The 22,788-nt window shown below is 72.5% G+C and carries 18 protein-coding genes and 1 pseudogene; 8 read left to right on the top strand and 11 right to left on the bottom strand.

The annotated features are described in order from the left end of the window. Window positions 1–12 precede the first annotated feature (12 nt). From ACFYO5_RS12720 to ACFYO5_RS12700, 5 genes are all read left to right on the top strand, one after another. Window positions 13–984 (top strand): fumarylacetoacetate hydrolase family protein, encoded by a 972-nt coding sequence (locus ACFYO5_RS12720; RefSeq protein ID WP_388707719.1) that lies wholly within the window; start codon window positions 13–15, stop codon window positions 982–984. Next, window positions 981–1,733, top strand: a complete 753-nt coding sequence (locus ACFYO5_RS12715; RefSeq protein ID WP_388707716.1) for an SDR family NAD(P)-dependent oxidoreductase — start codon at window positions 981–983, stop codon at window positions 1,731–1,733. The genes ACFYO5_RS12720 and ACFYO5_RS12715 overlap by 4 nt, the downstream gene beginning before the upstream one ends. Before the next feature lie 420 nt (window positions 1,734–2,153). Beyond that, window positions 2,154–2,348, top strand: a complete 195-nt coding sequence (locus ACFYO5_RS12710) for a DUF2795 domain-containing protein (RefSeq protein ID WP_356561446.1) — start codon at window positions 2,154–2,156, stop codon at window positions 2,346–2,348. A gap of 158 nt (window positions 2,349–2,506) precedes the next feature. Then, window positions 2,507–2,920: an SRPBCC family protein gene (locus ACFYO5_RS12705; protein ID WP_388707713.1), complete on the top strand. Its 414-nt coding sequence runs from the start codon at window positions 2,507–2,509 to the stop codon at window positions 2,918–2,920. A 200-nt stretch (window positions 2,921–3,120) separates the two neighbouring features. Beyond that, complete coding sequence (locus ACFYO5_RS12700) at window positions 3,121–3,786, top strand: hypothetical protein (RefSeq protein ID WP_388707711.1); 666 nt, start codon at window positions 3,121–3,123, stop codon at window positions 3,784–3,786. A 115-nt stretch (window positions 3,787–3,901) separates the two neighbouring features. Here the strand turns inward: ACFYO5_RS12700 and ACFYO5_RS12695 are convergent, their stop codons facing one another. The 8 genes from ACFYO5_RS12695 to ACFYO5_RS12660 all read right to left on the bottom strand — a co-directional run bounded on the left by ACFYO5_RS12695 (window position 3,902) and on the right by ACFYO5_RS12660 (window position 14,883). Continuing rightward, on the bottom strand, window positions 3,902–5,428 hold the full coding sequence (locus ACFYO5_RS12695; protein ID WP_388707709.1) for an NCS1 family nucleobase:cation symporter-1: 1,527 nt from the start codon (window positions 5,426–5,428) through the stop codon (window positions 3,902–3,904). A gap of 158 nt (window positions 5,429–5,586) precedes the next feature. Continuing rightward, window positions 5,587–6,606 (bottom strand): TIGR03842 family LLM class F420-dependent oxidoreductase, encoded by a 1,020-nt coding sequence (locus ACFYO5_RS12690; protein ID WP_388707706.1) that lies wholly within the window; start codon window positions 6,604–6,606, stop codon window positions 5,587–5,589. Window positions 6,607–6,616: 10 nt separating this feature from the next. Continuing rightward, window positions 6,617–8,056, bottom strand: a complete 1,440-nt coding sequence (gene hydA, locus ACFYO5_RS12685) for a dihydropyrimidinase (protein ID WP_388707703.1) — start codon at window positions 8,054–8,056, stop codon at window positions 6,617–6,619. Between the two features lie 145 nt (window positions 8,057–8,201). After that, window positions 8,202–9,044: a nitrilase-related carbon-nitrogen hydrolase gene (locus ACFYO5_RS12680; RefSeq protein WP_388707700.1), complete on the bottom strand. Its 843-nt coding sequence runs from the start codon at window positions 9,042–9,044 to the stop codon at window positions 8,202–8,204. A gap of 259 nt (window positions 9,045–9,303) precedes the next feature. Beyond that, the gene (locus ACFYO5_RS12675) at window positions 9,304–10,890 is read right to left on the bottom strand and encodes a PucR family transcriptional regulator (RefSeq protein WP_388707698.1); all 1,587 of its coding nucleotides are present in this window, start codon (window positions 10,888–10,890) and stop codon (window positions 9,304–9,306) included. A gap of 151 nt (window positions 10,891–11,041) precedes the next feature. Continuing rightward, complete coding sequence (locus ACFYO5_RS12670; protein WP_388707695.1) at window positions 11,042–12,325, bottom strand: aspartate aminotransferase family protein; 1,284 nt, start codon at window positions 12,323–12,325, stop codon at window positions 11,042–11,044. Beyond that, window positions 12,322–13,164 carry a nitrilase-related carbon-nitrogen hydrolase gene (locus ACFYO5_RS12665; RefSeq protein ID WP_356561429.1) on the bottom strand — a complete coding sequence of 281 codons (843 nt, stop codon included), beginning with the start codon at window positions 13,162–13,164 and terminating at the stop codon, window positions 12,322–12,324. The genes ACFYO5_RS12670 and ACFYO5_RS12665 overlap by 4 nt, the downstream gene beginning before the upstream one ends. Window positions 13,165–13,338: 174 nt before the next feature. Continuing rightward, window positions 13,339–14,883 (bottom strand): hypothetical protein, encoded by a 1,545-nt coding sequence (locus tag ACFYO5_RS12660; RefSeq protein WP_388707691.1) that lies wholly within the window; start codon window positions 14,881–14,883, stop codon window positions 13,339–13,341. A 910-nt stretch (window positions 14,884–15,793) separates the two neighbouring features. Here ACFYO5_RS12660 and ACFYO5_RS12655 point away from each other — a divergent pair. Then, a complete protein-coding gene (locus ACFYO5_RS12655) occupies window positions 15,794–18,340 on the top strand; it encodes an ATP-dependent Clp protease ATP-binding subunit (RefSeq protein WP_388707689.1) in 2,547 nt (848 codons plus the stop codon). Window positions 18,341–18,363: 23 nt separating this feature from the next. Here ACFYO5_RS12655 and ggt read toward each other — a convergent pair whose 3' ends face one another. After that, on the bottom strand, window positions 18,364–20,166 hold the full coding sequence (gene ggt, locus ACFYO5_RS12650) for a gamma-glutamyltransferase (protein WP_388707686.1): 1,803 nt from the start codon (window positions 20,164–20,166) through the stop codon (window positions 18,364–18,366). Window positions 20,167–20,309: 143 nt separating this feature from the next. Between ggt and ACFYO5_RS12645 the strand changes: the two genes are divergently transcribed. Then, on the top strand, window positions 20,310–21,071 hold the full coding sequence (locus tag ACFYO5_RS12645) for a hypothetical protein (RefSeq protein ID WP_356561423.1): 762 nt from the start codon (window positions 20,310–20,312) through the stop codon (window positions 21,069–21,071). A gap of 40 nt (window positions 21,072–21,111) precedes the next feature. Continuing rightward, window positions 21,112–21,366 (top strand): annotated as a pseudogene (locus tag ACFYO5_RS12640) (hypothetical protein); the annotation flags it as partial. 114 nt (window positions 21,367–21,480) lie between these two features. On the opposite strand, the gene ACFYO5_RS12635 reads toward ACFYO5_RS12640, so the two are convergent. Further along, a complete protein-coding gene (locus ACFYO5_RS12635; protein ID WP_388707683.1) occupies window positions 21,481–22,224 on the bottom strand; it encodes an amino acid ABC transporter ATP-binding protein in 744 nt (247 codons plus the stop codon). A 135-nt stretch (window positions 22,225–22,359) separates the two neighbouring features. Continuing rightward, complete coding sequence (locus ACFYO5_RS12630) at window positions 22,360–22,782, bottom strand: DUF6278 family protein (RefSeq protein WP_388707679.1); 423 nt, start codon at window positions 22,780–22,782, stop codon at window positions 22,360–22,362. Window positions 22,783–22,788: the final 6 nt, after the last annotated feature.

The following is a 22,788-nucleotide window of genomic DNA, read 5'->3' as shown; positions in this document are numbered from 1 at the left end:
TGGAGCCGCACCATGCGTTTCGCCGCCTACGAACACCAGGACCGCCGCCGGGTGGCGGTGGTGGAAGGGGACGGCACCCTCTTCCCCCTGCCCGGCGTCACCTCCCTCACCGCACTGATCCAGGGTGCCGACGGGCTCCCCGGACTGCTCGCCGCCGGCGCCGCGGCCCTCGACGTGCCGCCCGGCCCGCATGCCCGCGACGTACGGCTGCTGCCCCCGCTGCAACCCGCCTCGGTACGGGACTTCGTCACCTTCGAGGAGCACGTGGAGGGGGTACGCCGGTCCGTGGAGGGCACCGGCGGCGTCCCCGAGCAGTGGTACGCGGCCCCGACGTTCTACTTCACCAACCCCCACGCGATCTACGGCCACCGTGACGGCATACCGGTACCGCCCGGCTCGGCCGTACTGGACTTCGAACTGGAGGTGGCCGCCGTGATCGGCCGGGAGGGCCGCGACCTCACCCCGGAACGGGCCCGCGACCACATCGTGGGCTACACCGTGTTCAACGACTGGTCCGCCCGCGACCTCCAGGGCGCGGAGATGAAGGTCGGCCTCGGCCCCTGCAAGGGCAAGGACACCGCCACCACCCTCGGCCCGTACCTCGTCACCGCCGACGAGCTGGAGCCGTACCGGGACACCGACGGCTTCCTGCGCCTCGCGCTGACCGCCGAGGTCAACGGCGAGGTCGTCGGCGAGGACCTGCTGTCCAACATGAGCTGGACCTTCGAGGAGATGACCGCCTACGCCTCCCGCGGCACCCGCGTCGTCCCCGGCGACGTCCTCGGCTCGGGCACCTGCGGCAACGGCGGCTGCCTCGCCGAACTCTGGGGCCGACGCGGTGGGCAGGACCCGCTGCCGCTCCAGCCCGGCGACACCGTCGCCCTCACCGTCGAAGGCGTGGGCACCCTCACCAACACCGTCGTCCCGGGCGTCGAGCCCGTCCCCCTGCCCGCGGGCCGGCGCCGGTCCCGGGAGCGGCCGTGAGCGGCCCGCCTCCCAAGAGGCTGCTCGGCAAGGTCGTCGTCGTCACCGGCGCGGCCCGCGGGCAGGGCGCCGCCGAGGCCGAGTTGCTCAGCCGGGAGGGCGCCCGCGTCATCGCCACCGACGTGACCGAGGCGCCCGGCTGCCGGCGCCTCGACGTCAGCAGCGAGCAGGACTGGGCCGGACTCGCGGCCGAGCTGCGGGAGTCGTACGGGCGGGTCCACGGACTGGTCAACAACGCGGGCATCACCTGGCGGGCCCGCGTCGGCGACGTGCGGCCCGAGGACATGGCCCGCGTCCACGCCGTCAACGTCACCGGCCCGCTCCTCGGCATCCAGCACCTCGCACCGCTCATGCCACCGGGCTCCTGCGTCGTCAACGTCGGCTCCTCGGCGGCCCTCACCGCGCACTACCCGGTCGCCTACACGACCAGCAAGTGGGCCCTGCGCGGCCTGTCGAAGACGGCCGCCCTGGAGCTGGGCCCGCGCGGCATCCGCGTCAACACGATCCACCCCGGCTACATCGAGACCGAGATGACCGCCTCCGCCGCGCCCGCCTTCCGCGAGGCCAGCCTCAGGGAGACTCCGCTCGGCCGCACCGGAACCGTCGGCGAGGTGGCGCCCCTGGTCGTGTTCCTGCTGTCCGACGACGCGTCGTTCATCAGCGGCGCCGACATCCCGGTGGACGGCGGCATGACCGCGCACGGCGGCGTCAAGTCCGTCTCCGACGCCCTGCGCGAGGGGACGCCGTGAAGCGGCCGGCGTCACCGTCGGGGACATCACCGCCCGGACCGACGCCGTGGTGCGAGTGGACAGCGTCTGCGCCGCCCACTGACCGACGAGGCCCCGCGGGGCCTCACCACCCGCGGACCATTGACAGGCTCCGCAGAATCGTGTCGCTGGACGACGAGTCGCTCCGCGACGGCCCGTGAGTCCGGTTCCGGAACGGGCCGTCCCCGGAGTCCGGGTGGTGAACGGCGCTTCCCACCTCTTCGCCGACGCGAGTGCCGGTCGGATCAGCGCCCCGGACGGTGCCCCGGCCGTGCGGGCCCGAACGGTCCGCGGCCTCGGGCCGGCCGTCGGTCTCCGGGGCCGATTGTCCGCTTCGGACGCTGGGTACCCGGGGCGTCCACGCGCGGGTGCGCCCGCGTCGACCCACGTAAGGAGGCTGCCATGGCCGACATGAGCCCGATCGATGTGCAGAAGGCACTCAAGGGCGCCGACTACCCCGCCAGCCGGGACGACCTCGTCTCCCTGGCCCGTGACAACGGCGCGGACGAGAAGGTCGTCGACAAGCTGTCGCACGCGGGGACGAAGCAGTTCGACGGTCCCAACGACGTCCAGAAGGCCATCTTCGGCAACGACTAGGGCCGTCCCGTCGACCCGCCCGCCGGGGTCGGGATCTGCCCAGCGCGCTCGCCGCGCGGCCCCGGCGGACGGTGGCGCCCGACGCCGCCCGACCTCGTGTCCGGGCCGGCCCGGGCACGCGATCCGTTGTACGTACCCGAGCCGAGGACGGTACCGCGATGACCGAGTACGAACGTTCACGCACCATGCCCGCGTCGCCCGAGAACGTCTTCGACCGGGCCGCCGACATCGGCGGGATGGACGCCTGGCTGCCGGACGCCCTGCACGTCGACGCCGGGGACCTGCCCGCCGTCACGGTGCACGAGGACCGTACCGGCGAGGACACCTCGGCCCTGTTGCGCGCGCGGCCCGAGCAGATGCGGCTGGAGTGGGGCACCCGCGAACAGGGCGGCTACACGGGCTGGCTCCAGGTGGCCGGCATCGGCAGCGGCACCAGCGAGGTGACGGTGCACCTGTCGTTCTTCGACGCCGGGCATGACCCGGGTGACCAGGCGGTGGGCGACGCCCTGGACACCAGCCTGCGGCGCCTGGAGGAACAGGTGCGGCAGCGTACGGGCCGCACGGCCGGCTGACCGGCGGCGGGGCGGCTTCCCCGGAGGCGGCCACCGCCCGGGGAAGGGCGTACGGCCGCGTTGGCGGGATGTCGGCACTCTGCTGTCACCGAACCGCCACGGAGCGAGTTCGCCCTTCCACCCCACAGGGAGTCGTGTGAAACTGGCGTCCCCGTCCGCATCGTGGACCTGGTCCGCACCGTCCCCCACGAAAGTGCGCCGTGCGCTCTCTCCCCCTGCCGCTCGCCCTCACCGCGCGACTGACCCCGGTGATCGTGCTCGCCTGCGCGGGCTGGGCGCTGTCGTCCGGCCCGCTGGAAGCCGAGAAGGACACCGCGGCCAAGGACACCCGACCGCCCCGCTCCGAGTCGTCGGCGCCGTCCTCGACAGCGGTGACGAAGACCTACGGCGCCGCACCCGCGCCCTGCACGAGTGTGACCGCGAAGACGGTCGCCTCGCTGGTGCCGGCCGCGAAGACGGCGGGCCGGGAGATCCCGTCGACGGACACCTCCCTGCGGCGCACCTGCTCCTGGAACGCGCTCAAGGGGTACGAGTACCGCTGGCTGGACGTCTCCTTCGAGTTGACGGAGTCCGACGAGTCCGCCGCGACGTCGTACAAGGAACGCACCACGGAGAAGAGCGGCGGCGGGGCCGTTCCCGGGCTCGGCGACGAGGGCTACTCGGTGGTGAACCTGACCACGGAGGACAAGCAGCAGACCCGCGAGGGCACCGTGATCGCACGCGTGTCGAACGCGCTCGTCGTCGTCACCTACAACGGCAGCGACTTCGAGTCGAAGAAGGCTCCGAGCACCGATGAGATCAACAAGGGCGCGATCAGGGCGGCGAAGGAGGCCGTCGCCTCGCTCAGGGCCGCCGCGCTGAACTGAGGCGATCAGGACCGGGTGGGGCGGCGGGCCGCTCTCGCGGCCGGCCGCCCCGCCCCTCGTCCTCGCCGCGTCACGCGGCACGTGCGGCGTGTGCCGTGTCACGCCTCGTGCCGTGTCACGCGGTGGCCTTCTCCCGTCCTCCCAGCAGCATCAGCACCAGGTAGAGCGTCATCGAGGTGCCCAGGCCCACCGCCCATCCGTAGTCGGCCAGCGGCTCCAGTGCCGGGACGGGCCGCCCGTCGATCAGCGGCTCGAAGCTCGCCCCGCCGACGGCGAGGACGCCGCCGACCACGAAGGCGACGACGGCCCGCCAGTTCCAGCCGGCGTCGTACCAGTAGCGGCCTCCCGCGCGGTACAGGTCGGCCAGGTCGAGTTCGCCGCGGCGCAGGATCCAGTAGTCGGCGATGAGGATGCCGGCGACCGTGCCGAGCAGACCGCCGACCAGCCCGAGCCAGGTGAAGATGTAGCCCTGCGGGTCGGAGTACAGCTTCCACGGGAGGATCAGCACGCCGAGCACACAGGTGACGAGCGCGCCGGTGCGGAACCCGATCCTGCGGGGCGCGATGTTGGAGAAGTCGAAGGCCGGCGAGACCAGGTTGGCCGCGATGTTCACGGACAGGGTCGCCACCAGCACGGTCACCAGCGCGAACAGCAGACCCACGACGTTGTCCGTCTTGGCGGCGAGCTGTACCGGGTCCCAGATCGTCTCGCCGTAGACGGCCTGCGAGCCGGAGGTGACCATCACCGACAGCAGCGCGAACAGCGTCATGGTCGTGGGCAGACCGAGGGCCTGTCCCCAGGTCTGCGCCTTCTGCGACTTCCCGTAGCGCGTGAAGTCGGGGATGTTCAACGACAGCGTCGACCAGAAGCCGATCATGCCCATGAGGGACGGCCAGAACAGCTTCCAGAAGTCGGCGCCCCAGCCGAGCTTGGAGGGCTGGTGGAGCAGCGGGCCGAAGCCGCCGGCCTTGTTACTCATCCAGATGAGCATCACGAGCGCGCCGACGAGGACGAAGGGCGCCGCCCAGTTCTCGAAGCGGCGGATCGTCTCCATGCCCCGGTAGATGATCGCGACCTGGAGCGCCCAGAAGATCGCGAACGACAGCCACATCGTCCAGGGGTGCCCGCCGAACTCGCCGGCCTCGCTCCAGCCGTTGCCGATCAGTTTTCCGGCGAGGAAGTAGATCGCCTCGCCGCCGATCCAGGTCTGGATGCCGAACCAGCCGCACGCCACCAACGCCCGTACGACAGCGGGGAGGTTGGCGCCGCGGATACCGAACGAGGCGCGGGCGAAGACCGGGAAGGGAATGCCGTACTTCGGTCCCGCGTGGCCGGTGAGCAGCATCGGCACCAGCACGATGAGGTTGGCCAGGGCGATGGTGAACACCGCCTGCTTCCAGTCCATGCCGACGGCGATGAGCCCGGAGGCGAGGGTCCACGAGGCGGTGTTGTGGGCCATGCCGATCCACAGCGCGGAGAAGTTGTACGTGGTCCAGGTGCGCTTCTCGACGGGGACCGGCAGCAGGTCCTCGTTGGCGTAGGGGCCGCTGGGCGGCGGCGAACCGGGGGCGATCTCCACCCGGCCGTCGGCGAGGGTGATTTGGGAGGTCGGTGGTATGGCCGGGGGGGCGGTGTCGGTCATGGGCTGGCCAATCGAACGAGGTGGGACGGGAGTGGCCGTGCGGGCGGTGCCGGGGGGGGTGCGCGCGAGGGCGCCCTGGGCCCCCTCCCCCCGGACGGCGGGGAGGGGGAGCACTGAGGGGGCCGGCGGCCGGCGGGCCGGCGGCTCCGGGCGGCGGGTCAGCCGTTGAGGGCGGGGATGACCTCGGTGCCGTAGGCGTCGATGGTGGCCTCCTGCGCGTCGTGCATGTCGTAGACGGCGAACTGGTCGACGCCCAGCTCGCGCAGCGCGTTCAGCTTCTCGATGTGCTTCTCGACCGGGCCGATCAGGCAGAACCGGTCGACGATCTCGTCGGGCACGAAGGCGGTGTCGGGGTTGTCGGCGCGTCCGTGGTGGGAGTAGTCGTAGCCCTCGCGGGCCTTGATGTAGTCGGTGAGTTCGTCGGGTACGGCCGCGGAGTGCTCGCCGTACTTGGCGACCAGGTCGGCCACGTGGTTGCCGACCATCCCGCCGAACCAGCGGCACTGGTCACGGGCGTGGGCGAGCGCCTCGGGCGAGTCGTCCTCGGTGACGTACGCCGGGGCGGCGACACAGATCCTCACCTCGGAGGGGTCACGGCCGGCGGCGACGGCGGCGTCCTTCACCGCCTTGACCATGTACTCGGTGAGGTACAGGTCGGCCAGCTGGAGGATGAACCCGTCGGCCTCCTCGCCGGTCATCTTCAGGGCCTTGGGGCCGTACGCGGCCATCCAGACGGGGAGTTCGGCGCCCGGCCGGATCCACGGGAACCTGATCACCGTGCCGCCGAGGTCGGCCTCGTCGCCGCGGCCGAGGGCGCGGATGACCTTCATGGCCTCGCTGATGCGGGCCAGGGTGTTGGGCTTGCGGCCCGCGACGCGCATCGCGGAGTCGCCGCGGCCGATGCCGCACACGGTGCGGTTGCCGAACATGTCGTTGAGGGTGGCGAAGGTGGAGGCGGTGACCTCCCAGGTGCGGGTGCCCGGGTTCGTGACCATCGGGCCGACCTTCAACCGGCTGGTGTTGGCCAGGATCTGGCTGTAGATGACGAACGGCTCCTGCCAGAGCACGGCGGAGTCGAAGGTCCATCCGTAGGTGAAGCCGTTGCGTTCGGCCCGCTTCATCAGGCTGACGACCTTCGAGGCCGGCGGGTCGGTCTGCAGGACGAGTCCGAAGTCCATGGCGCCACTCCTAGGTGAGGTACTGACAGGTGGAGCGCGGGGTGTAGGCGCCGTGACCGGCGCGACCGGTGTACTCCCGCTCGGTGATGACGGGTTCGCCGCGCGAGAGGACCGTCTCGACCCGGCCGGTGATCCGCCTGCCCTCGTACGCCGAGTAGTCGACGTTCATGTGGTGGGTCGCGGCGGAGACGGTCTGCTCGGCGTGCGGGTCGTAGATCACCACGTCCGCGTCGGCGCCCGGGGCGATGGTGCCCTTCTTCGGGTACATGCCGAACATGCGCGCCGGGGTGGCGCAGGCGATCTCGATCCAGCGGCGGCGGGAGATGTGTCCGTCGACGACGGCCTGGTGCAGCAGGTCCATGCGGTTCTCGACGCCCGGCAGACCGTTGGGGATCTTCGAGAAGTCGCCGCGGCCCAGCTCCTTCTGGCCCACGAAGCAGAAGGGGCAGTGGTCCGTCGACACCACCTGGAGGTCGTTGGTCCGCAGGCCCTGCCACAGCTTGGCCTGGTGCTCCTTGGGCCGCAGGGGCGTGCTGCACACGTACTTGGAGCCCTCGAAGCCGGGCTCGGCGAGGTTGTCGGTGGACAGGAACAGGTACTGCGGGCAGGTCTCGCCGAAGACGTTCAGCCCCTCGTCGCGGGCCCTGGCCAGTTCCGCGACCGCTTCCCTCGCCGATACGTGCACCACGTAGAGGGGCGCGCCCGCGACCTGCGCGAGCTTGATCGCCCGGTGGGTGGCCTCGGCCTCCAGCAGTGCCTTGCGCACTTCGCCGTGGTAGCGGGGGTCGGTCTCGCCGCGTGCCAGCGCCTGCTCCACCAGGACGTCGATGGCGATGCCGTTCTCCGCGTGCATCATGATCAGGCCGCCGTTGTCGGCGGAGCGCTGCATGGCGCGCAGGATCTGTCCGTCGTCGCTGTAGAACACGCCCGGATAGGCCATGAACTGCTTGAAGGAGGTCACGCCCTCCTGTACCAGCAGGTCCATCTCCTTGAGCGTCTCCTGGTTCACGTCGGAGACGATCATGTGGAAGCCGTAGTCGATCGCGCAGTTGCCCTCGGCCTTGGCGTGCCAGGCGTCCAGGCCCTCGCGCAGGGTGTGTCCGACGCTCTGCACGGCGAAGTCGACGATCGTCGTGGTGCCGCCCCAGGCGGCGGCGCGGGTTCCGGTCTCGAAGGTGTCGGAGGCGAAGGTGCCGCCGAACGGCAGCTCCATGTGGGTGTGGACGTCGACCCCGCCCGGGATGACGTACTTCCCGGTGGCGTCGATGACCCTCCCCCACGCCTCGGCCGGGGGTGCGCCCCGCTCGCTCCACCCGGGGGTCCAGGCCTCGGCGGCCGGCGTGCCGGAGGCGGCGAGGGCGGCGATACGGCCGTCCTCGATCAGGACGTCGGCGTGGATCTCGTCGGACGCGGTGATGACGAGGCCACCCCGGATGACGGTTCGGCTCATGCGTTGACGCTCCGCTGGGTCGTGGTCGGCAGATACGGGTCTTGGCAGGCTGGGCGGGTACCGCGGCCGGGCCGCGCGGGGACGCCGTCCCGCGCCCCGCGGCGAGGGCTTCGCCCCGCACGCGGGGCGCGGGGAACCACGCCGGTCAGGGCGCGGTCAGCGGGGGGTAGGCGTCGGGACGGCGGTCCCGGTAGAACTGCCAGCGGTCGCGGACCTCGCGCAGCTTGGCCATGTCCAGGTCGCGGACGACGAGTTCGCTCTCCTTGTCGCTCGCCACCTCGCCGACGAACTGGGCCTCCGGGTCCACGAAGTACGAGGTTCCGTAGAAGTCGTTGTCGCCCAGTTCCTCGACGCCGACCCGGTTGATCGCGCCGACGAAGTACTCGTTGGCGACGGCCGCCGCCGGCTGCTCCAGCTGCCACAGGTAGGCGGACAGGCCGCGCGAGGTGGCCGAAGGGTTGAAGACGATCTCGGCCCCCTCCAGGCCCAGGGCGCGCCAGCCCTCGGGGAAGTGGCGGTCGTAGCAGATGTACACGCCGATCCTCCCCACGGCGGTGTCGAAGACGGGCCAGCCCGCGTTCCCGGGCCGGAAGTAGAACTTCTCCCAGAATCCCCTCACCTGCGGGATGTGGTGCTTGCGGTACTTGCCGAGGTACGAGCCGTCCGCGTCGATCACCGCGGCGGTGTTGTAGAGGACGCCGGGCTGCTCCTCCTCGTACATCGGCAGCACCAGCACGATGCCGTGCTCCCTGGCGAGCGCCTGGAACCGCTCGACGATCGGTCCGTCGGGGATCCGTTCGGCGTACTCGTAGAACGCCGGGTCCTGGACCTGGCAGAAGTACGGTCCGTAGAACAGTTCCTGGAAGCAGAGGACGCGCGCGCCCTGGGCGGCCGCGTCGCGCACCGCCCGCTCGTGCACCTGGATCATCGACTCCTTGTCGCCGGTCCACGCGGTCTGGAAGACGGCGGCTCGGATCACTTGGCTCATCGGGACCTCCGGTCGCTCGGTGTGCGAGGAGCCTAGGAAGTCCTACCGCGGGCGTTGAGGTGCACCGTGTCACGTCCGGGGGCGTCCGGCGTGCCACGGTGTCACGACTTCGTCGACGCATGTTTCACCACCGTTCTCGCAGGTCGTCGCATGTTTCACTCCTGTTGCGCGCCGGACGGGCCGGCCGTTCGCCGCCTGTCGCGCGCCGCGCGCCGCGGCCCGTCACCGGTCCGCGGCGCGGCGGCCGCGGCGGCGCCCGTCATGCTTGTTGCGCGTCGTGCGCGAGGAGGGCGATGTGCACCGACGCGGCCTGCTCGAAGTCGTCGAGATCCACGCCCAGCCGGGCCTGGACCGCCTCCAGCCGCCGGTACAGCGCGGGCCGTGAGACGTGGTGGAGCTGGGCGGTGCGGGACTTGTTGCGGCCGGTGGCCAGGTAGGTGCGCAGGACGGCGAGCAGATCGTCCCCGGCCGCGCACAGCAGCCCGTCCAGTTCCCGTTCGGCGAAGGCCTGGACGTGCGGGTCGTCGCGCAACAGCCGTATCAGACCGCGCAGATGGACGTCCTTGAGGCGGACGACCGCCGGGAGGCCGAGGACGGCGGAGGAGTCGGCGACGGCGTCGGCGACGTGCCGGGCCTCGCGCAGCCCGGCGGGTACGTCGTCCCAGGCGGTGCGGGGTGCGGCGGCGGCCACGACGGTGCCGCTCTCGCCGGACTCGGTGCGCAGCCGGGCCGCGAAGTGCGCCGTGAGCGCCTCGGCTTCCTGGTCCCGGGCGAGGCTGAGCAGGACGGCGGTGGCCCCGTCGGCGAGTTCGGCGACCAGCCCGGCCATGCCCAGCAGGCGCAGTGTCCGCTCCAGTTGGGCGCAGTCGCCGTCGCGGACGACCAGGGGGACGAAGGTGCGCCGGTTGACCGGCAGTCCGGCGGCCCGCGCTCGGGGCAGCAGGTGGCGGGCCGCCACGACGCCGGAGACCAGGTCGGTGAGCAGGCCCTGCGCGGACTGCTCCTCCCAGGAGTGGGCGGACGTGCCGCCCAGCATGCGGTGCAGGACGAGGGCCTCGGCGGCCCGGTCGGCGAGCAGCCGCCCGCCGGCGGTGTCGCCGCGGTAGCCGCAGAGCATGATCTGGCCCCAGCGTTCGCCGCGGCCGCCCAGTTCGGCGCGGATCCAGCCGTCCCCCTCGCTGCCGCCGGCCTGGCGGGCGATGCGTTCCCAGTCGCGCAGCACGTCGTCGACCGCGGACCGTTCCCCCGCGGTGCCGAGGACCCGGTGGGCGAGGTTGGTGACGACGACGGGACAGCCGGTGTGGTGGGCGATCTCGTCGAGCAGGTGTTGCAGCGGCGCCTGCGCGGTGATGAGTCCGGTGAGCGCGGTCCGTACGGCCTCCGAGAGGCTGACGGCGGCGAACTTGCGCCGCACCAGCCGGGACTGCACCTCCTCGGTGAGTTCCGCGAAGGGGGAGGGCCGGTGCAGGACGACCATGGGCAGTCCGCACCGTTCGGCGGCGCGCCGCATCGTGTCCGGCGGCGCCGGGAAGGCCCGGCCGAGGCCCAGGACGACGGCGGCGGCCTCCGCGCGGTGCAGCGAGCGGACGTACTCGGTCTGCGCGCTCTCGTCGCCGGCCAGCAGCACTCCGGTGGTGAGGACCATCTCGCCGCCGCTGAGCATCACGCCGACGTCGGCGGCCTCGGCGACGTGCACCCAGCGCACGGGCCGGTCGAGCTGGGCCGCGCCGGCCACCACCTCGGGCTCCCCGGCCAGCACGCGCTCCAGCGCGAGGACCTGACGGACCGACAGGGCGGGCTCCAGGGGCTCGACGGGCCCCCGGTACTCCCGGGTGGTGGTGGTCATGGCGTGGTTCCCTTGGCTCAGGCGCCGCGGCGCTCGGGCACTGCGGTGCGCGCAGGCGCTCAGGCACTGTGGCGCTGTGGCGCTCAGGCGCTGCGGCACTTCGGCGCGCTCAGGCGCCGCGATGCGTCGGGCACCGCGATGCGCCCCGGCGCTACCGCGTTCTTCTCAGCGCTTCTTCGAGGATCGCGGCGCCCTCCTCGGCCTCCGCGACGGTCAGGGACAGGGGCGGCGCGATGCGCAGGGCGCTCGTGCTGTGGCCGCCGCCCTTGCCGATCAGCAGGCCCTCGGCGCGGGCGGCCTCCAGGACGGCGGCGGCCCGGTCGGGGTCCGCCCGGTCGGTGCCGGGCCTGGTCAGCTCGATCCCGATCATCAGCCCGCGTCCGCGGACCTCCCGTACGCCGGGATCCTGGGCGGCGGCGGCCCGCAGCCGTTCGATGAGCAGGCCGCCGACACGCCGGGCGTTGCCCTGGAGGTCGTGCTCCAGCAGGTGGGCGAGGTTGGCGAGGCCCGCGGCCATGGTGACCTGGGTGCCGCCGAAGGTGGAGATGCTGTTGGCGTCGAGGCAGTTCATGATCTCGGCGCGGGCGACGACGCCGCCGACGGACATGCCGTTGCCGATGCCCTTCGCGAAGGTCACGATGTCGGGCGGGCCGTTGCGGTCGTGTGCCTGCCAGCCCCAGAAGTGGTCGCCGGTGCGGCCCCAGCCGGTCTGCACCTCGTCGGCGATCCACAGGATCCCGTGTGCGTTCAGCACCTCGCGGAACGCCGCGTACAGTCCGTCCGGCGGGGAGGTGAAGCCGCCGACACCCTGGACCGGCTCGGCGATCAGGGCGGCTGGCGGCCGGGTGTGGCCGAGCAGGTCCTTCAGGTCCTCGACGCAGGCCGCGATGAAGGCGGAGTCGTCGAGCGAGGCGTACGGGCCGCGGGTGCGCACGCCTCCGTGGACGTACAGCGTCTGGAGCGGGGACAGCGAGGTGGGCGACCAGCCCTGGTTTCCGGTGATGCCGACGGCGCTGAAGGAACGGCCGTGGTAGCTGTTGCGCATCGCCAGGATCGTGTTGCTGCGCCGGTAGGCGGTGGCGAGCAGCAGGGCGGTGTCGTTGGCCTCGGTCCCGGAGGTGGTGAAGAAGACGCGGGCGTCCGGGACGGCGCTCAGGTGGGCGATGCGCTCGGCGAGTTCGACCATGGGGCGGTTGAGGTAGAGCGTGGAGGAGTGGACGATCCGTCCGGCCTGTTCGCTCACCGCCTTCGTGACCTCGGGCAGCGCGTGCGCCGTCATGGTCGTGAGGATGCCGCCGAAGAAGTCGAGGTACCTGTTCCCCTCGGCGTCCCACACGTGGCGGCCCTCGCCGTGGGTGATCTCCAGCGGCTCGTCGTAGTAGAGGGCGAGCCAGTCCGGCAGGACCCGGCGGTGGCGGGCGTGGAGGTCGTTCACGGCTGCACCAGCCCTTCGTAGGCGTCGGGGCGTCGGTCGCGGTAGAAGGCCCACGTCTGCCGCACCTGCTCGACCAGGTCGAAGTCGAGGTCGCGGACGAGGAGTTCCTCGTCCTTGTCGCCGGCGGCCTCGCCGACGAACTGCCCGCGGGGATCGACGAAGTAGGACGTGCCGTAGAAGTCGTTGTCGCCGTACTCCTCGACGCCGACCCGGTTGATGGCGGCGACGAAGTACTCGTTGGCGACGGCGGCCGCGGGCTGTTCGAGCTGCCAGAGGTGGGCGGAGAGCCCACGGTGGGTGGCGGACGGGTTGTACACCAACTGGGCACCGTTGAGGCCGAGCTGGCGCCAGCCCTCGGGGAAGTGGCGGTCGTAGCAGATGTAGACGCCGACCTTGCCCACGGCGGTGTCGAAGACCGGCCAGCCGAGGTTGCCCGGCTTGAAGTAGTACTTCTCCCAGAAGCCCCTCACCTGGGGGATGTGGTGCTTGCGGTACTTGCCCAGGTAGGTGCCGTCGGCGTCGATCACGGCCGCGGTGTTGTAGTAGAAGCCGGACTGCTCGATCTCGAAGACCGGGACGACGATCACCATGCCGGTCTCGCGGGCCAGCTCCTGCATACGACGCACGGTCGGCCCGTCGGGGACCGGTTCGGCCCAGCGGTAGTGCTCCGGTTCCTGGACCTGGCAGAAGTAGGGGGCGTTGAAGACCTCCTGGAATCCGATGATCCGCGCGCCCTGCCGTGCCGCCTCGCGGGCGTGCTCCTCGTGTTTCGCCACCATGGACTCGGTGTCGCCGGTCCAGGTGGCCTGGACCAGGGCGGCACGTACGACGTTGGCCATGAGCTGCTCCTTCGACGGAAAACGTCAGAGCCCTCTACGCCCGTAGAAAGGGGCGTAGAGGGACGAACGTAAGCCTCCGGGACGGGCTTGCCAAGACCATCGTCGTTAACCCGCGGAGTCGATCGCGTTTCACACTCCGGTGGGTGAGTCGCGCGCGTTCGGCGGGGCCGCGGGTCAGGCCGTGAAGCCGGCGACCCGCAGGGCGTGCACCACGTCCCAGTGCCGCTCGTCCGAGACGCCGCGGGCGGCCTCCAGCAGCAGCGGGACGAGGAGCCGCGGGTCGGGGACGACGCTGCGGGCCGCCTCCTCGGGGGTGCGCACCCGGACGTAGGCGTCGAGCAGCGCGCGCACCTCGCGGCGGCGGCCGTCGGCCGCCAGGGCGCGGACGGCCTCCCCGACCTCTTCGGCCGGGCGGGCGACGCCCTGCCGCAGGATCTGCTCACCGTCGGCCGTGCGGCCCGCCTCGGCCAGGGCGTCCGCCGCGGCGACGAGCCGGTCGGCGGGCAGCGAGGCGGCCTCCCACAGCAGGGTCGTCCAGTCGGCGGTGAGCCCCGCGCGCTCCAGGCCGGCGGCGAGCAGCGGGACGCGGGCGGCGGGCCAGTACGCGAACTCGACGAGCAGCGCGTGCGCCTCCCCGCTGCGGCCCTCGGCGCGGAGCCGGACCAGGCGCTCCACCGCCTCGGCGGTCTCGTGCCGGGCCGCCGCGTCCACCGGCCCGGCCGACGGCTGCGGCCGCCGCCGCGGCTCCTCGGCGGCGCCCGCGAACCGGGCGCCGCGCGGGGTACGGCGCGTGCTCGCGGCGGGCGCCGGCAGCGCGGCCCGGGCGACGGGTGGTACGGCTACGGGGGCGGCCTCCTCGTCGGCCATCCCGGCGAACCGCGCACCGCCCCGGCGGCGCTTGCGCTGCCTGGGCACGGGGGCGGGTGCGGTGGCGTCGGGGGCCGGCTCACGGGCGGCGGGCCCGGTGAGCGGCCCCTCGTCGCGGGTGAGCGCCGTCTCGCGGGAGGGGGTGCCGGCGTCCCCCGGGTTCCACGCGGCCGGCGCCGACTCGGAGTACGGGGCCGCCGCGGCCGTACGGGGGGCGCCGTACGGGGTCCGGGAGGCGCTCGGGTCGGCGGGAGCGGAGGACGGCCGGGCGGACCCGTAGGCGTCGGCCTGCCCGCGTCGGGCCGGCGGGTCGGCTTCGGCACGGGCGTCGCCACCGGCACCGCCACGCCGGTCCAACTCCGCCATGCGGTGCCGGAGTTCGGCGCAGCGGGCGGTGGCCCGTCCGAGGTCGTCGCGGGCCCAGGCGAGGTCGAGGCGGATGGCCTCGGCCTCCTCCAGGCTGGTGGCGGCGGCGAGGAGACGGCCCAGTTCGGCCTGCCGGTCGACGGCGTGGCGCTGCTCGCGGAGCATCACGTCGAGCCGGTCCGCGAGGGCGTCGCGGGCGCCGGGACGGGCGTCGTGGGCGGCCAGGGCGGCGAGGTGCAGAGGCCGGGCCCGGTCGGCCTCCCGGGCGGCGACGGGCGTGCCGTGGTGCGCGGCGAGGTCCTGGAGGAGGGCCTCCACCACGTCCCAGGGCGGCACCTCATGGCCGTCGAGGCAGGCCCGCATACCGTCCGGGTCCCGCTGCCAGAAGACCGCGCACCAGCCGGAGCCCTGATCCAGGCGCGCCAGCAGCCCCTCCAGGTAGCTCGCGAACTCCCGCATCCGCCCGGGGAGTTGCTCCAAAGCCATCGCCCAACTCCCGCCGACCGGACACTCCGGTCCGTAGCGAACACCATGCGTGTTACGGGACGGATACGGGGAGTTTTCGATGCGGACGCGACACCCTCCCGAGGCGGTCGCGACGCCCTCCCGAGGCGGTCGGGCGGGCGGGCGGAACCGGTTGCCGGAGTACGGCCGCCGCTGAGCGATGGGCACCCCGCGCCCGGCGGACGTCCGCCCGACCGGGGCCGCGGAGCGCGCCCTCGCGGCGGGCATCGGGGCGGCAGTCGTTCGGGGTCGGGGCGGCGGTCGTCGGGGCGGCAGTCGTTCGGGGTCGGGGCGGCGGTCGTCGGGCGGCGGTCGTCGGCAACCGCATCGGGGGCATCGCCCACGCGATCGGCACGGTCCGCCGGTCGGCCGGGTTCGGCATCCTCGACGGCCTGCCACGGGCTGGGACACCGGATGCACGAGGACCGGGGCGCCCGCCGAGGGGGCCGGCCGGGCCGCGGTCCGCCCCCGCGCCACGGCATGGTCCGGCCATCGAACCGATGCTGCCCACCGGGGCGGGGGCCGGGGGCGGCCACTTCACCGATGCCGACGGCCGGACCCTGCACACCACCACCGACGGCTCCGGGGCGGCCCACACGGAACACACGGAACACACGGACACACGGTGGCGATCACCGAATCAGGTCCGCGCGCCCTCACCCGACGCGAGGGTCCGGCCGTGGGCCCTGTCGTCACCTTCCCGTCGCCCGTCCGCCCGGCAGGCGGGAAGGTGACGACAGGGCGCAGGCGGATCCACCCCGCCGCGAATGTCTCGAACGCCGCCGGACCCCTCAGGACATGCCACCCCAAAAGGAACGTGTCATCGTGGTGTAGCCCGACCCGGACAGGAAACTCGTCCGCACCGGCAACGCAGTCGATGGAACGGAATGCCATGACCAGCGGCTACCTCGGCCCTGAGGGCGACCCCTTCGGTGAATTCCTGGCCCGCTTCTTCGGCGGCCCGCGCCCCGGCCCGCGCCAGATCAACATCGGCCAGCTCCTCAGCCAGCCGGCCAGGGAACTGGTCCGGGGCGCGGCCCAGTACGCGGCCGAGCACGGCAGCCGCGATCTGGACACCGAGCACCTGCTGCGCGCCGCCCTCGCGGCGGAGCCGACCCGCACCCTGCTCAGCCGCGCCGGCGCCGACCCCGACTCCCTGGCGACGGAGATCGACGAACGCTCGGGCCCCGTCCAGCACCCACCGGGCGAGGTGCCGCCGCCCACCTCGCTGTCGCTGACGCCCGCCGCCAAGCGGGCCCTGCTGGACGCCCACGAACTGGCGCGCTCGCGCGGCACCGGCTACATCGGCCCGGAGCACGTACTGAGCGCCCTCGCGGCGAACCCGGACTCGGCCGCCGGGCACATCCTCAACGCGGCCCGCTACGCGCCGCCCGCCGGCCCCTCCGAGCCCGCCGACACCATGCCCCCGCAGTCCCGCCAGGAGCGGCAGCGGCCCGCCTCCACGCCCACGCTCGACAAGTACGGCCGCGATCTCACCGACCTCGCTCGCCAGGGCCGTATCGACCCGGTGATCGGCCGGGACGACGAGATCGAGCAGACGATCGAGGTGCTGTCCCGGCGCGGCAAGAACAACCCCGTGCTGATCGGTGACGCGGGCGTCGGCAAGACCGCCATCGTGGAGGGGCTCGCGCAGCGCATCGCGGACGGTGACGTGCCGGACGTGCTGACCGGCCGCCGGGTCGTCGCCCTGGACCTGGCCGGGGTGGTCGCCGGCACCCGTTACCGGGGTGACTTCGAGGAGCGCCTCAACGCCATCGTGAACGAGATCCGCGACCACTCCGACCAGCTCATCGTCTTCATCGACGAGTTGCACACGGTCGTCGGCGCGGGCGGCGGCGGTGAGGGCGGCTCGATGGACGCGGGCAACATCCTCAAGCCGGCGCTGGCCCGCGGCGAACTGCACGTCGTGGGCGCGACGACGCTGGAGGAGTACCGGCGGATCGAGAAGGACGCGGCGCTGGCCCGCCGGTTCCAGCCGATCCTGGTGCCGGAGCCGTCGGCCGCGGACGCGATCGAGATCCTGCGCGGTCTGCGCGACCGGTACGAGGCCCACCACCAGGTCCGCTACACCGACGAGGCGCTGGTGGCGGCCGTGGAGCTGTCCGACCGGTACCTCACCGACCGGCGGCTGCCCGACAAGGCCATCGACCTGATCGACCAGGCCGGCGCCCGGGTGCGGCTGGGTGCCCGCACGAAGGGCACGGACGTGCGCGCCATGGAGCGCGAGGTCGAGCAGCTCACGCGCGACAAGGACCAGGCGGTGGCCGACGAACAGTACGAGCAGGCGACCCAACTGCGGGACCGTATCGTGGAGTTGAAGCAGCGGATCGCGGACGCGGCCGGGGACGGCGGGGCCGACGAGGGCCAGCATCTGGAGGTCACCGCCGAGGCGATCGCCGAGGTCGTCTCCCGGCAGACCGGCATCCCCGTCGCGAGCCTCACCCAGGAGGAGAAGGACCGGCTGCTGGCGCTGGAGCAGCATCTGCACGAGCGGGTCGTCGGCCAGGACGAGGCCGTGCGGGTCGTCTCGGACGCGGTGCTGCGCTCCCGTGCCGGACTGTCCAGCCCGGACCGGCCGATCGGCAGCTTCCTCTTCCTCGGCCCGACCGGTGTCGGCAAGACCGAACTGGCCCGCGCGCTCGCCGAGGCGCTGTTCGGCAGCGAGGACCGCATGGTCCGCCTGGACATGAGCGAGTACCAGGAGCGGCACACCGTCAGCCGTCTGGTGGGCGCCCCGCCCGGCTACGTCGGCCACGAGGAGGCCGGTCAGCTCACCGAGGTGGTGCGCCGGCACCCGTACTCGCTGCTGCTGCTCGACGAGGTGGAGAAGGCGCACCCGGACGTCTTCAACGTGCTGCTCCAGGTCCTCGACGACGGGCGGCTGACCGACGCGCAGGGCCGTACGGTCGACTTCACGAACACGGTGATCGTGATGACCAGCAACCTGGGCTCGGAGGCGATCACGCGGCGCGGCGCGGGAATCGGTTTCGGGGCGGGCGGCACCGAGGCCGACGAGGAGGCGCGCCGGGAGCAGATCCTGCGGCCGCTGCGCGAGCACTTCCGGCCGGAGTTCCTCAACCGCATCGACGAGATCGTGGTCTTCCGTCAGCTCAGCGGCGACCAACTGCGGCGGATCACCGACCTGTTGCTGGAGGAGACCCGTCGGCTCGTGCACGCGCGGGGCATCACCGTGCGGTTCACGGACGCCGCCGTCGACTGGCTGGCCGAACGCGGGTACCAGCCCGAGTACGGCGCCCGCCCGCTGCGCCGCACCATCCAGCGGGAGGTCGACAACCAGCTGTCGCGGCTGCTGCTCGACGGGCGGGTCCACAAGGGCGCCCGGGTGACGGTCGACGTGGAGGACGGGCGGCTCGCGTTCCGCACGAGCCGGGACGAGCCACCCGCCCCCGGGCTGTGAGGCCCTCGGTGTCCGTCGGTGTCCTACGGCGCCGGCAGCACCACCTGCGCCGAGCCTCCGCCCCGCCGCACGGTCTCGGCCGCGGCGAGCCACTTGCCGTTCGGCAGCCGCTGCACGCCGGTCGTGGCGCCGATCTCCGGGTTCAGCCGGAACGAGTGCCCGATGGCCTCCAGTTGCCCGGCCAGGTCACTGCCGTACAGGCCGGGTTCGAGTTCCGTCTGGGCGGCGTTGCGCTGGCTGGCGCGGGGCGCGGCGATGGCGTCCACGAGGGGCAGCCCGCGGTCGAGGAACCCGGTCAGGGTCTGGAGCACGGTGGTGATGATGGTGGCGCCGCCGGGTGAACCGAGGGCGACCACCGGCTGGTTGTGCCGGTCCAGGACGATGGTCGGCGAGATCGAGGAGCGCGGCCGCTTGCCCGGACCGGGCAGGTTCGGGTCGTGCACGGCCGGGGAGGCCGGGGCGAAGGAGAAGTCGGTCAGCTCGTTGTTGAGGAGGAAGCCGCGGCCGGGGACGGTGATGCCGCTGCCGCCGGTCTGCTCGATGGTGAGCGTGTAGGAGACGACGTTGCCCCATTTGTCGGCGACGGTCAGATGCGTGGTGTTCTCGCCCTCGTACGTCGTCGGCGCCGCGGTGCCCCCGGTGGCGCAGGCCGCCGGACGGCGCGGATCGCCGGGCGCGACCGGGCTGGTCAGCACCGCGTCGTCCTTGATCAGGCACTCCCGCGAGTCGGCGTACCGCTGCGACAGCAGTTCCTTCGCCGGTACGTCCTCGAAGGCGGGGTCGCCGACCCAGCGCCCGCGGTCGGCGAAGGCGATGCGGCTGGCCTCGATGTACCGGTGCAGGTACTGGACCCGGCTCGCCTTGGACAGGTCGGTGCGCTCCAGGATGTTGAGGGCCTCCCCGACGGTCGTGCCGCCGGAGGAGGACGGCGCGATGGAGTACACGCCGAGGCCGCGGTAGGAGGTGCGGGTGGGCGCCTGGAGTTTGGCGCGGTAGACGGCGAGGTCCTTCGCGGACAGCTCGCCCGGTCGGGCGTTCCAGCCCGAAGCCGGGTCCACGGGCGGCTTGTTGACGGTGTCGACGATGTCCTCGGCGATGTCGCCCCGATAGAGCGCGCCCGCCCCCTTGCGGCCCAACTCGGCGTAGGTGCGGGCCAGGTCGGGGTTCTTGAAGGTGGAGCCGACGGCCGGGAGCCGCCCGCCGGGCAGGAACAGCTCGGCGGTGTCGGGGAAGTAGCGGAAGCGGGTCTCGTTGGCCGCGGTCTGGCTGCGGAAGGTGGCGTCGACGGTGAAGCCGTCGCGAGCCAGGCGTTCGGCGGGCTTCAGCACCGTGCCGAGCTTCCTGCTGCCCCACCGGTCCAGGGCCGTCGCCCAGGTGGCGGGCGTGCCCGGGGTGCCGACGCCGAGGCCGCTGCTGACGGCGTCGGCGAAGGCCAGAGGCTTGCCGTTCTCGACGAAGAGGCCGGCGTCGGCGGTCAGGGGCGCGGTCTCGCGGCCGTCGATCGTCCGCACCGTACGGGACTTGGCGTCGTAGTAGACGAAGTAGCCGCCACCACCGATACCGGAGGAGTACGGCTCGGTGACGCCGAGGGCGGCGGCGGTGGCGACGGCCGCGTCGACCGCGTTGCCGCCCTTGCGCAGGACCTCGATACCGGCCGCGGAGGCGTCCGCGTCGACGCTGGCGACGGCGCCCCCGTAGCCGACGGCGACGGGCACCTTTTCGGCGGCCGTTCTCCCCGCGGCGGCGGGTGGCGCCGCCGCTCCCACCGAGACCACGGCGGCGGACACCGCGAGGACCGACAGTTTCCGCGCGACAGAGCGACGCATCCATACCTCCAGTCCGGGAACGTCCGCGCAGCGTAACCAGAACACCGGGCTCCCGACAGCCCCCTTCGGGGCGGTGTCGCACGACTGCCACACATCGAACACGGGTACGTTCCGGCCATGGGACCCCACTACTATGCGCGCCCATGAACGACGACGTGCGCAACATCGTGCTGGGTGTGGTCGCGGCCGGCATCAGCGCCGCGCTGGGCTGGGTGGCCCGCACCTACCTCTGGCGACGCAGGCTCCGGCGCAAGCAGGCGTTCTTCGGGCTGCCGGACAACTCGGAGTGCCTGCTCGTCGTCAACCGCGATCCGGCGACCTCGGAACCGGCGGTCCACCGCTTCGACGTCTTCGCGCTCCTGGAGCTGTCCGCGCTGATCAAGGACTGCGGCGCCAACATCCAGGTGGTCACGCAGGACACGGCCCAGCAGGGCTTCGGCGAACGCACCGAGTTCTGTGTCGGCGGTCCCGTCTCCAACCGGCGCATGATGGCGCACATGTCGGCCATGCTGCCCGGCGTCCGGGTCAACGTCGACGCCGAACCGGGCCCGGACCGGGGCGCGTTCCAGATCGGCACCGAACGCCACCGCATGGAGGCGGGCGTCACCGAGTACGTGCTGCTCGCCCGGCTCACCGCCGCCCAACGCAGGGAGGCCCGGCCGGTGTTCCTGTTCTGCGGGCAGCGCGCGATCACCAACCAGGCCGCCACCCGCTATCTGGCCCGCAACCACGAGCGCCTCCACCGCAAGCACGGGAACAACTCCTTCGTCCTGTTGCTGAAGGTCGTCAACTCCCAGGCGTACGGCCCGGACGTGGTCGAACTGGTCGCCGACGTGACGCGGGCCGCCCAGACGCCGCTGCCCGCGCAGGCCGTCTCCACCCGCACCTCGCACCGCGCTTCCTGAGTCCGGGCACCCCGCGGACCGCTCGCGGCCGGACGGTCTCACCTTCCACGGGCGCGCCCCCGGAAGGCCGTTCGGCGTCGGCCGGGAGCTGTTCTCCGCGGCCCACGACGTCCCGGCCGGGCATCGGCCGGTCTGCGGCCGGTCTGTGGCCGTCTGCGGCCGGGCATCGGCCGTCTGTGGCCGTCGACTCGGTGACCCGCTCCACAACGAGCACAACCCGTCCGGCGCGCGGCTGACCTTCTCCTCGCCGGCGAACGACCCGTCGTACGTGTCGATCCCGCTGCGCGAACAGTGATCTCCGGCCGGCGCCGGGCGGGTATGGCTCCTGTGAACTGCTGCCCCTGTGGCCCAGATGAACGGCCCATCCTAGACGAGGTCCGCCGGAGGGCAATGGCTGGCATGCACCGGACTAGTGCTTGAGGATCTTGGAGAGGAAGTCCTTGGCCCGGTCGCTGCGCGGATCGGTGAAGAACTCGTCCGGAGAACGGTCCTCCACGATACGGCCGTCGGCCATGAACACCACGCGGTTGGCGGCCGAGCGCGCGAACCCCATCTCGTGGGTGACGACGACCATCGTCATGCCCTCCCGGGCGAGCTGAAGCATGACCTCCAGCACCTCGTTGATCATCTCCGGGTCCAGCGCGGAGGTCGGCTCGTCGAACAGCAGCGCCTTGGGCTCCATGGCGAGGGCCCGGGCGATGGCCACGCGCTGCTGCTGGCCACCGGAGAGCTGTGCGGGGTACTTGTCGGCCTGACCGGCCACGCCGACCCGGTCGAGCAGGGCACGCGCCTTCTCCTCGGCCTTCGCCTTGTCGGTCCCGCGGACCTTGATCTGGCCCAGCGTCACGTTCTGGAGGACGGTCTTGTGCGCGAAGAGGTTGAAGGACTGGAAGACCATGCCGACGTCGGCCCGCAGCCGGGCCAGTTCCCTGCCCTCCTCCGGCAGCGGTCTGCCGTCCAGCAGGATCGTGCCGGAGCGGATCGGCTCCAGCCGGTTGATCGTCCGGCAGAGCGTCGACTTGCCCGACCCCGAAGGGCCGATGACCACGACCACCTCCCCCTTGCCGACCGTGAGGTCGATGTCCTGGAGGACATGGAGCTCCCCGAAATACTTGTTGACGTCACGCAGCTCGATCAACGGATCGACGGCCATGCGCAGCCCTACTCACTCTCGGCTGACCCGTGCTGCCGCAAACTATCCAGGAAGGACCGGCCCCAGGACACGACACGCACCCTTCGCGCAATAGCCGTATTTACGCCCCGCGCCGGACCCGGCCCGGACCGCGGCTCAGACCACCGCCACCTCGCCGTAGCGCTGCGACAGCTCCGGGACGCCGTTCACCGCCCACTCCTGCCCGGCCGTCACCACGTCGAACTTCCGGCCCGACGCGAGCCGTACGACGGGCTGGCCGCCGGGCCACACCTCCCAGGCGGCGCCGGGGACGGTGCGCACGATGACCGTGCCGAGGTAGAGGCCGGCGTCATTGCCCAGCCACGGCAGGATCTCCTCGTCGTCGCGCCAGCGCGGCAGCAACTGGTCGAGCGCCTCCAGCGAGGCGGGGGTGTCGTCGAGCCGAATGCCCTCCCGCTCCGCCAGGGTGCGCAGCAGTTCGCACTCGGAGAGGAGTTCGGCGACCCCTTCGGGGTCCGCGGCGGTCAGCGTCGCCTCGGCGTGCTTCTTGCGCCTGCTGCCCAGGAAAGGGATGTTCATACGTCC

Origin of the sequence: Streptomyces sp. NPDC006259 (assembly GCF_042870975.1) — a bacterium.
Classification (GTDB): domain Bacteria; phylum Actinomycetota; class Actinomycetes; order Streptomycetales; family Streptomycetaceae; genus Streptomyces.
The sequence above is the reverse complement of the archived record's forward strand: the minus strand, read 5'-3'. Positions and strand labels throughout refer to the sequence as shown.

Coding starts and splice junctions, on each gene's coding strand:
- ACFYO5_RS12720 (WP_388707719.1), top strand. CDS start 13: ATGCGTTTCGCCGCCTACGAACACCAGGACCGCCGCCGGGTGGCGGTG.
- ACFYO5_RS12710 (WP_356561446.1), top strand. CDS start 2,154: ATGGCCGACATGAGCCCGATCGATGTGCAGAAGGCACTCAAGGGCGCC.
- ACFYO5_RS12705 (WP_388707713.1), top strand. CDS start 2,507: ATGACCGAGTACGAACGTTCACGCACCATGCCCGCGTCGCCCGAGAAC.
- ACFYO5_RS12695 (WP_388707709.1), bottom strand. CDS start 5,428: ATGACCGACACCGCCCCCCCGGCCATACCACCGACCTCCCAAATCACC.
- ACFYO5_RS12690 (WP_388707706.1), bottom strand. CDS start 6,606: ATGGACTTCGGACTCGTCCTGCAGACCGACCCGCCGGCCTCGAAGGTC.
- hydA (WP_388707703.1), bottom strand. CDS start 8,056: ATGAGCCGAACCGTCATCCGGGGTGGCCTCGTCATCACCGCGTCCGAC.
- ACFYO5_RS12680 (WP_388707700.1), bottom strand. CDS start 9,044: ATGAGCCAAGTGATCCGAGCCGCCGTCTTCCAGACCGCGTGGACCGGC.
- ACFYO5_RS12675 (WP_388707698.1), bottom strand. CDS start 10,890: ATGACCACCACCACCCGGGAGTACCGGGGGCCCGTCGAGCCCCTGGAG.
- ACFYO5_RS12665 (WP_356561429.1), bottom strand. CDS start 13,164: ATGGCCAACGTCGTACGTGCCGCCCTGGTCCAGGCCACCTGGACCGGC.
- ACFYO5_RS12660 (WP_388707691.1), bottom strand. CDS start 14,883: ATGGCTTTGGAGCAACTCCCCGGGCGGATGCGGGAGTTCGCGAGCTAC.
- ACFYO5_RS12655 (WP_388707689.1), top strand. CDS start 15,794: ATGACCAGCGGCTACCTCGGCCCTGAGGGCGACCCCTTCGGTGAATTC.
- ggt (WP_388707686.1), bottom strand. CDS start 20,166: ATGCGTCGCTCTGTCGCGCGGAAACTGTCGGTCCTCGCGGTGTCCGCC.
- ACFYO5_RS12645 (WP_356561423.1), top strand. CDS start 20,310: ATGAACGACGACGTGCGCAACATCGTGCTGGGTGTGGTCGCGGCCGGC.
- ACFYO5_RS12635 (WP_388707683.1), bottom strand. CDS start 22,224: ATGGCCGTCGATCCGTTGATCGAGCTGCGTGACGTCAACAAGTATTTC.
- ACFYO5_RS12630 (WP_388707679.1), bottom strand. CDS start 22,782: ATGAACATCCCTTTCCTGGGCAGCAGGCGCAAGAAGCACGCCGAGGCG.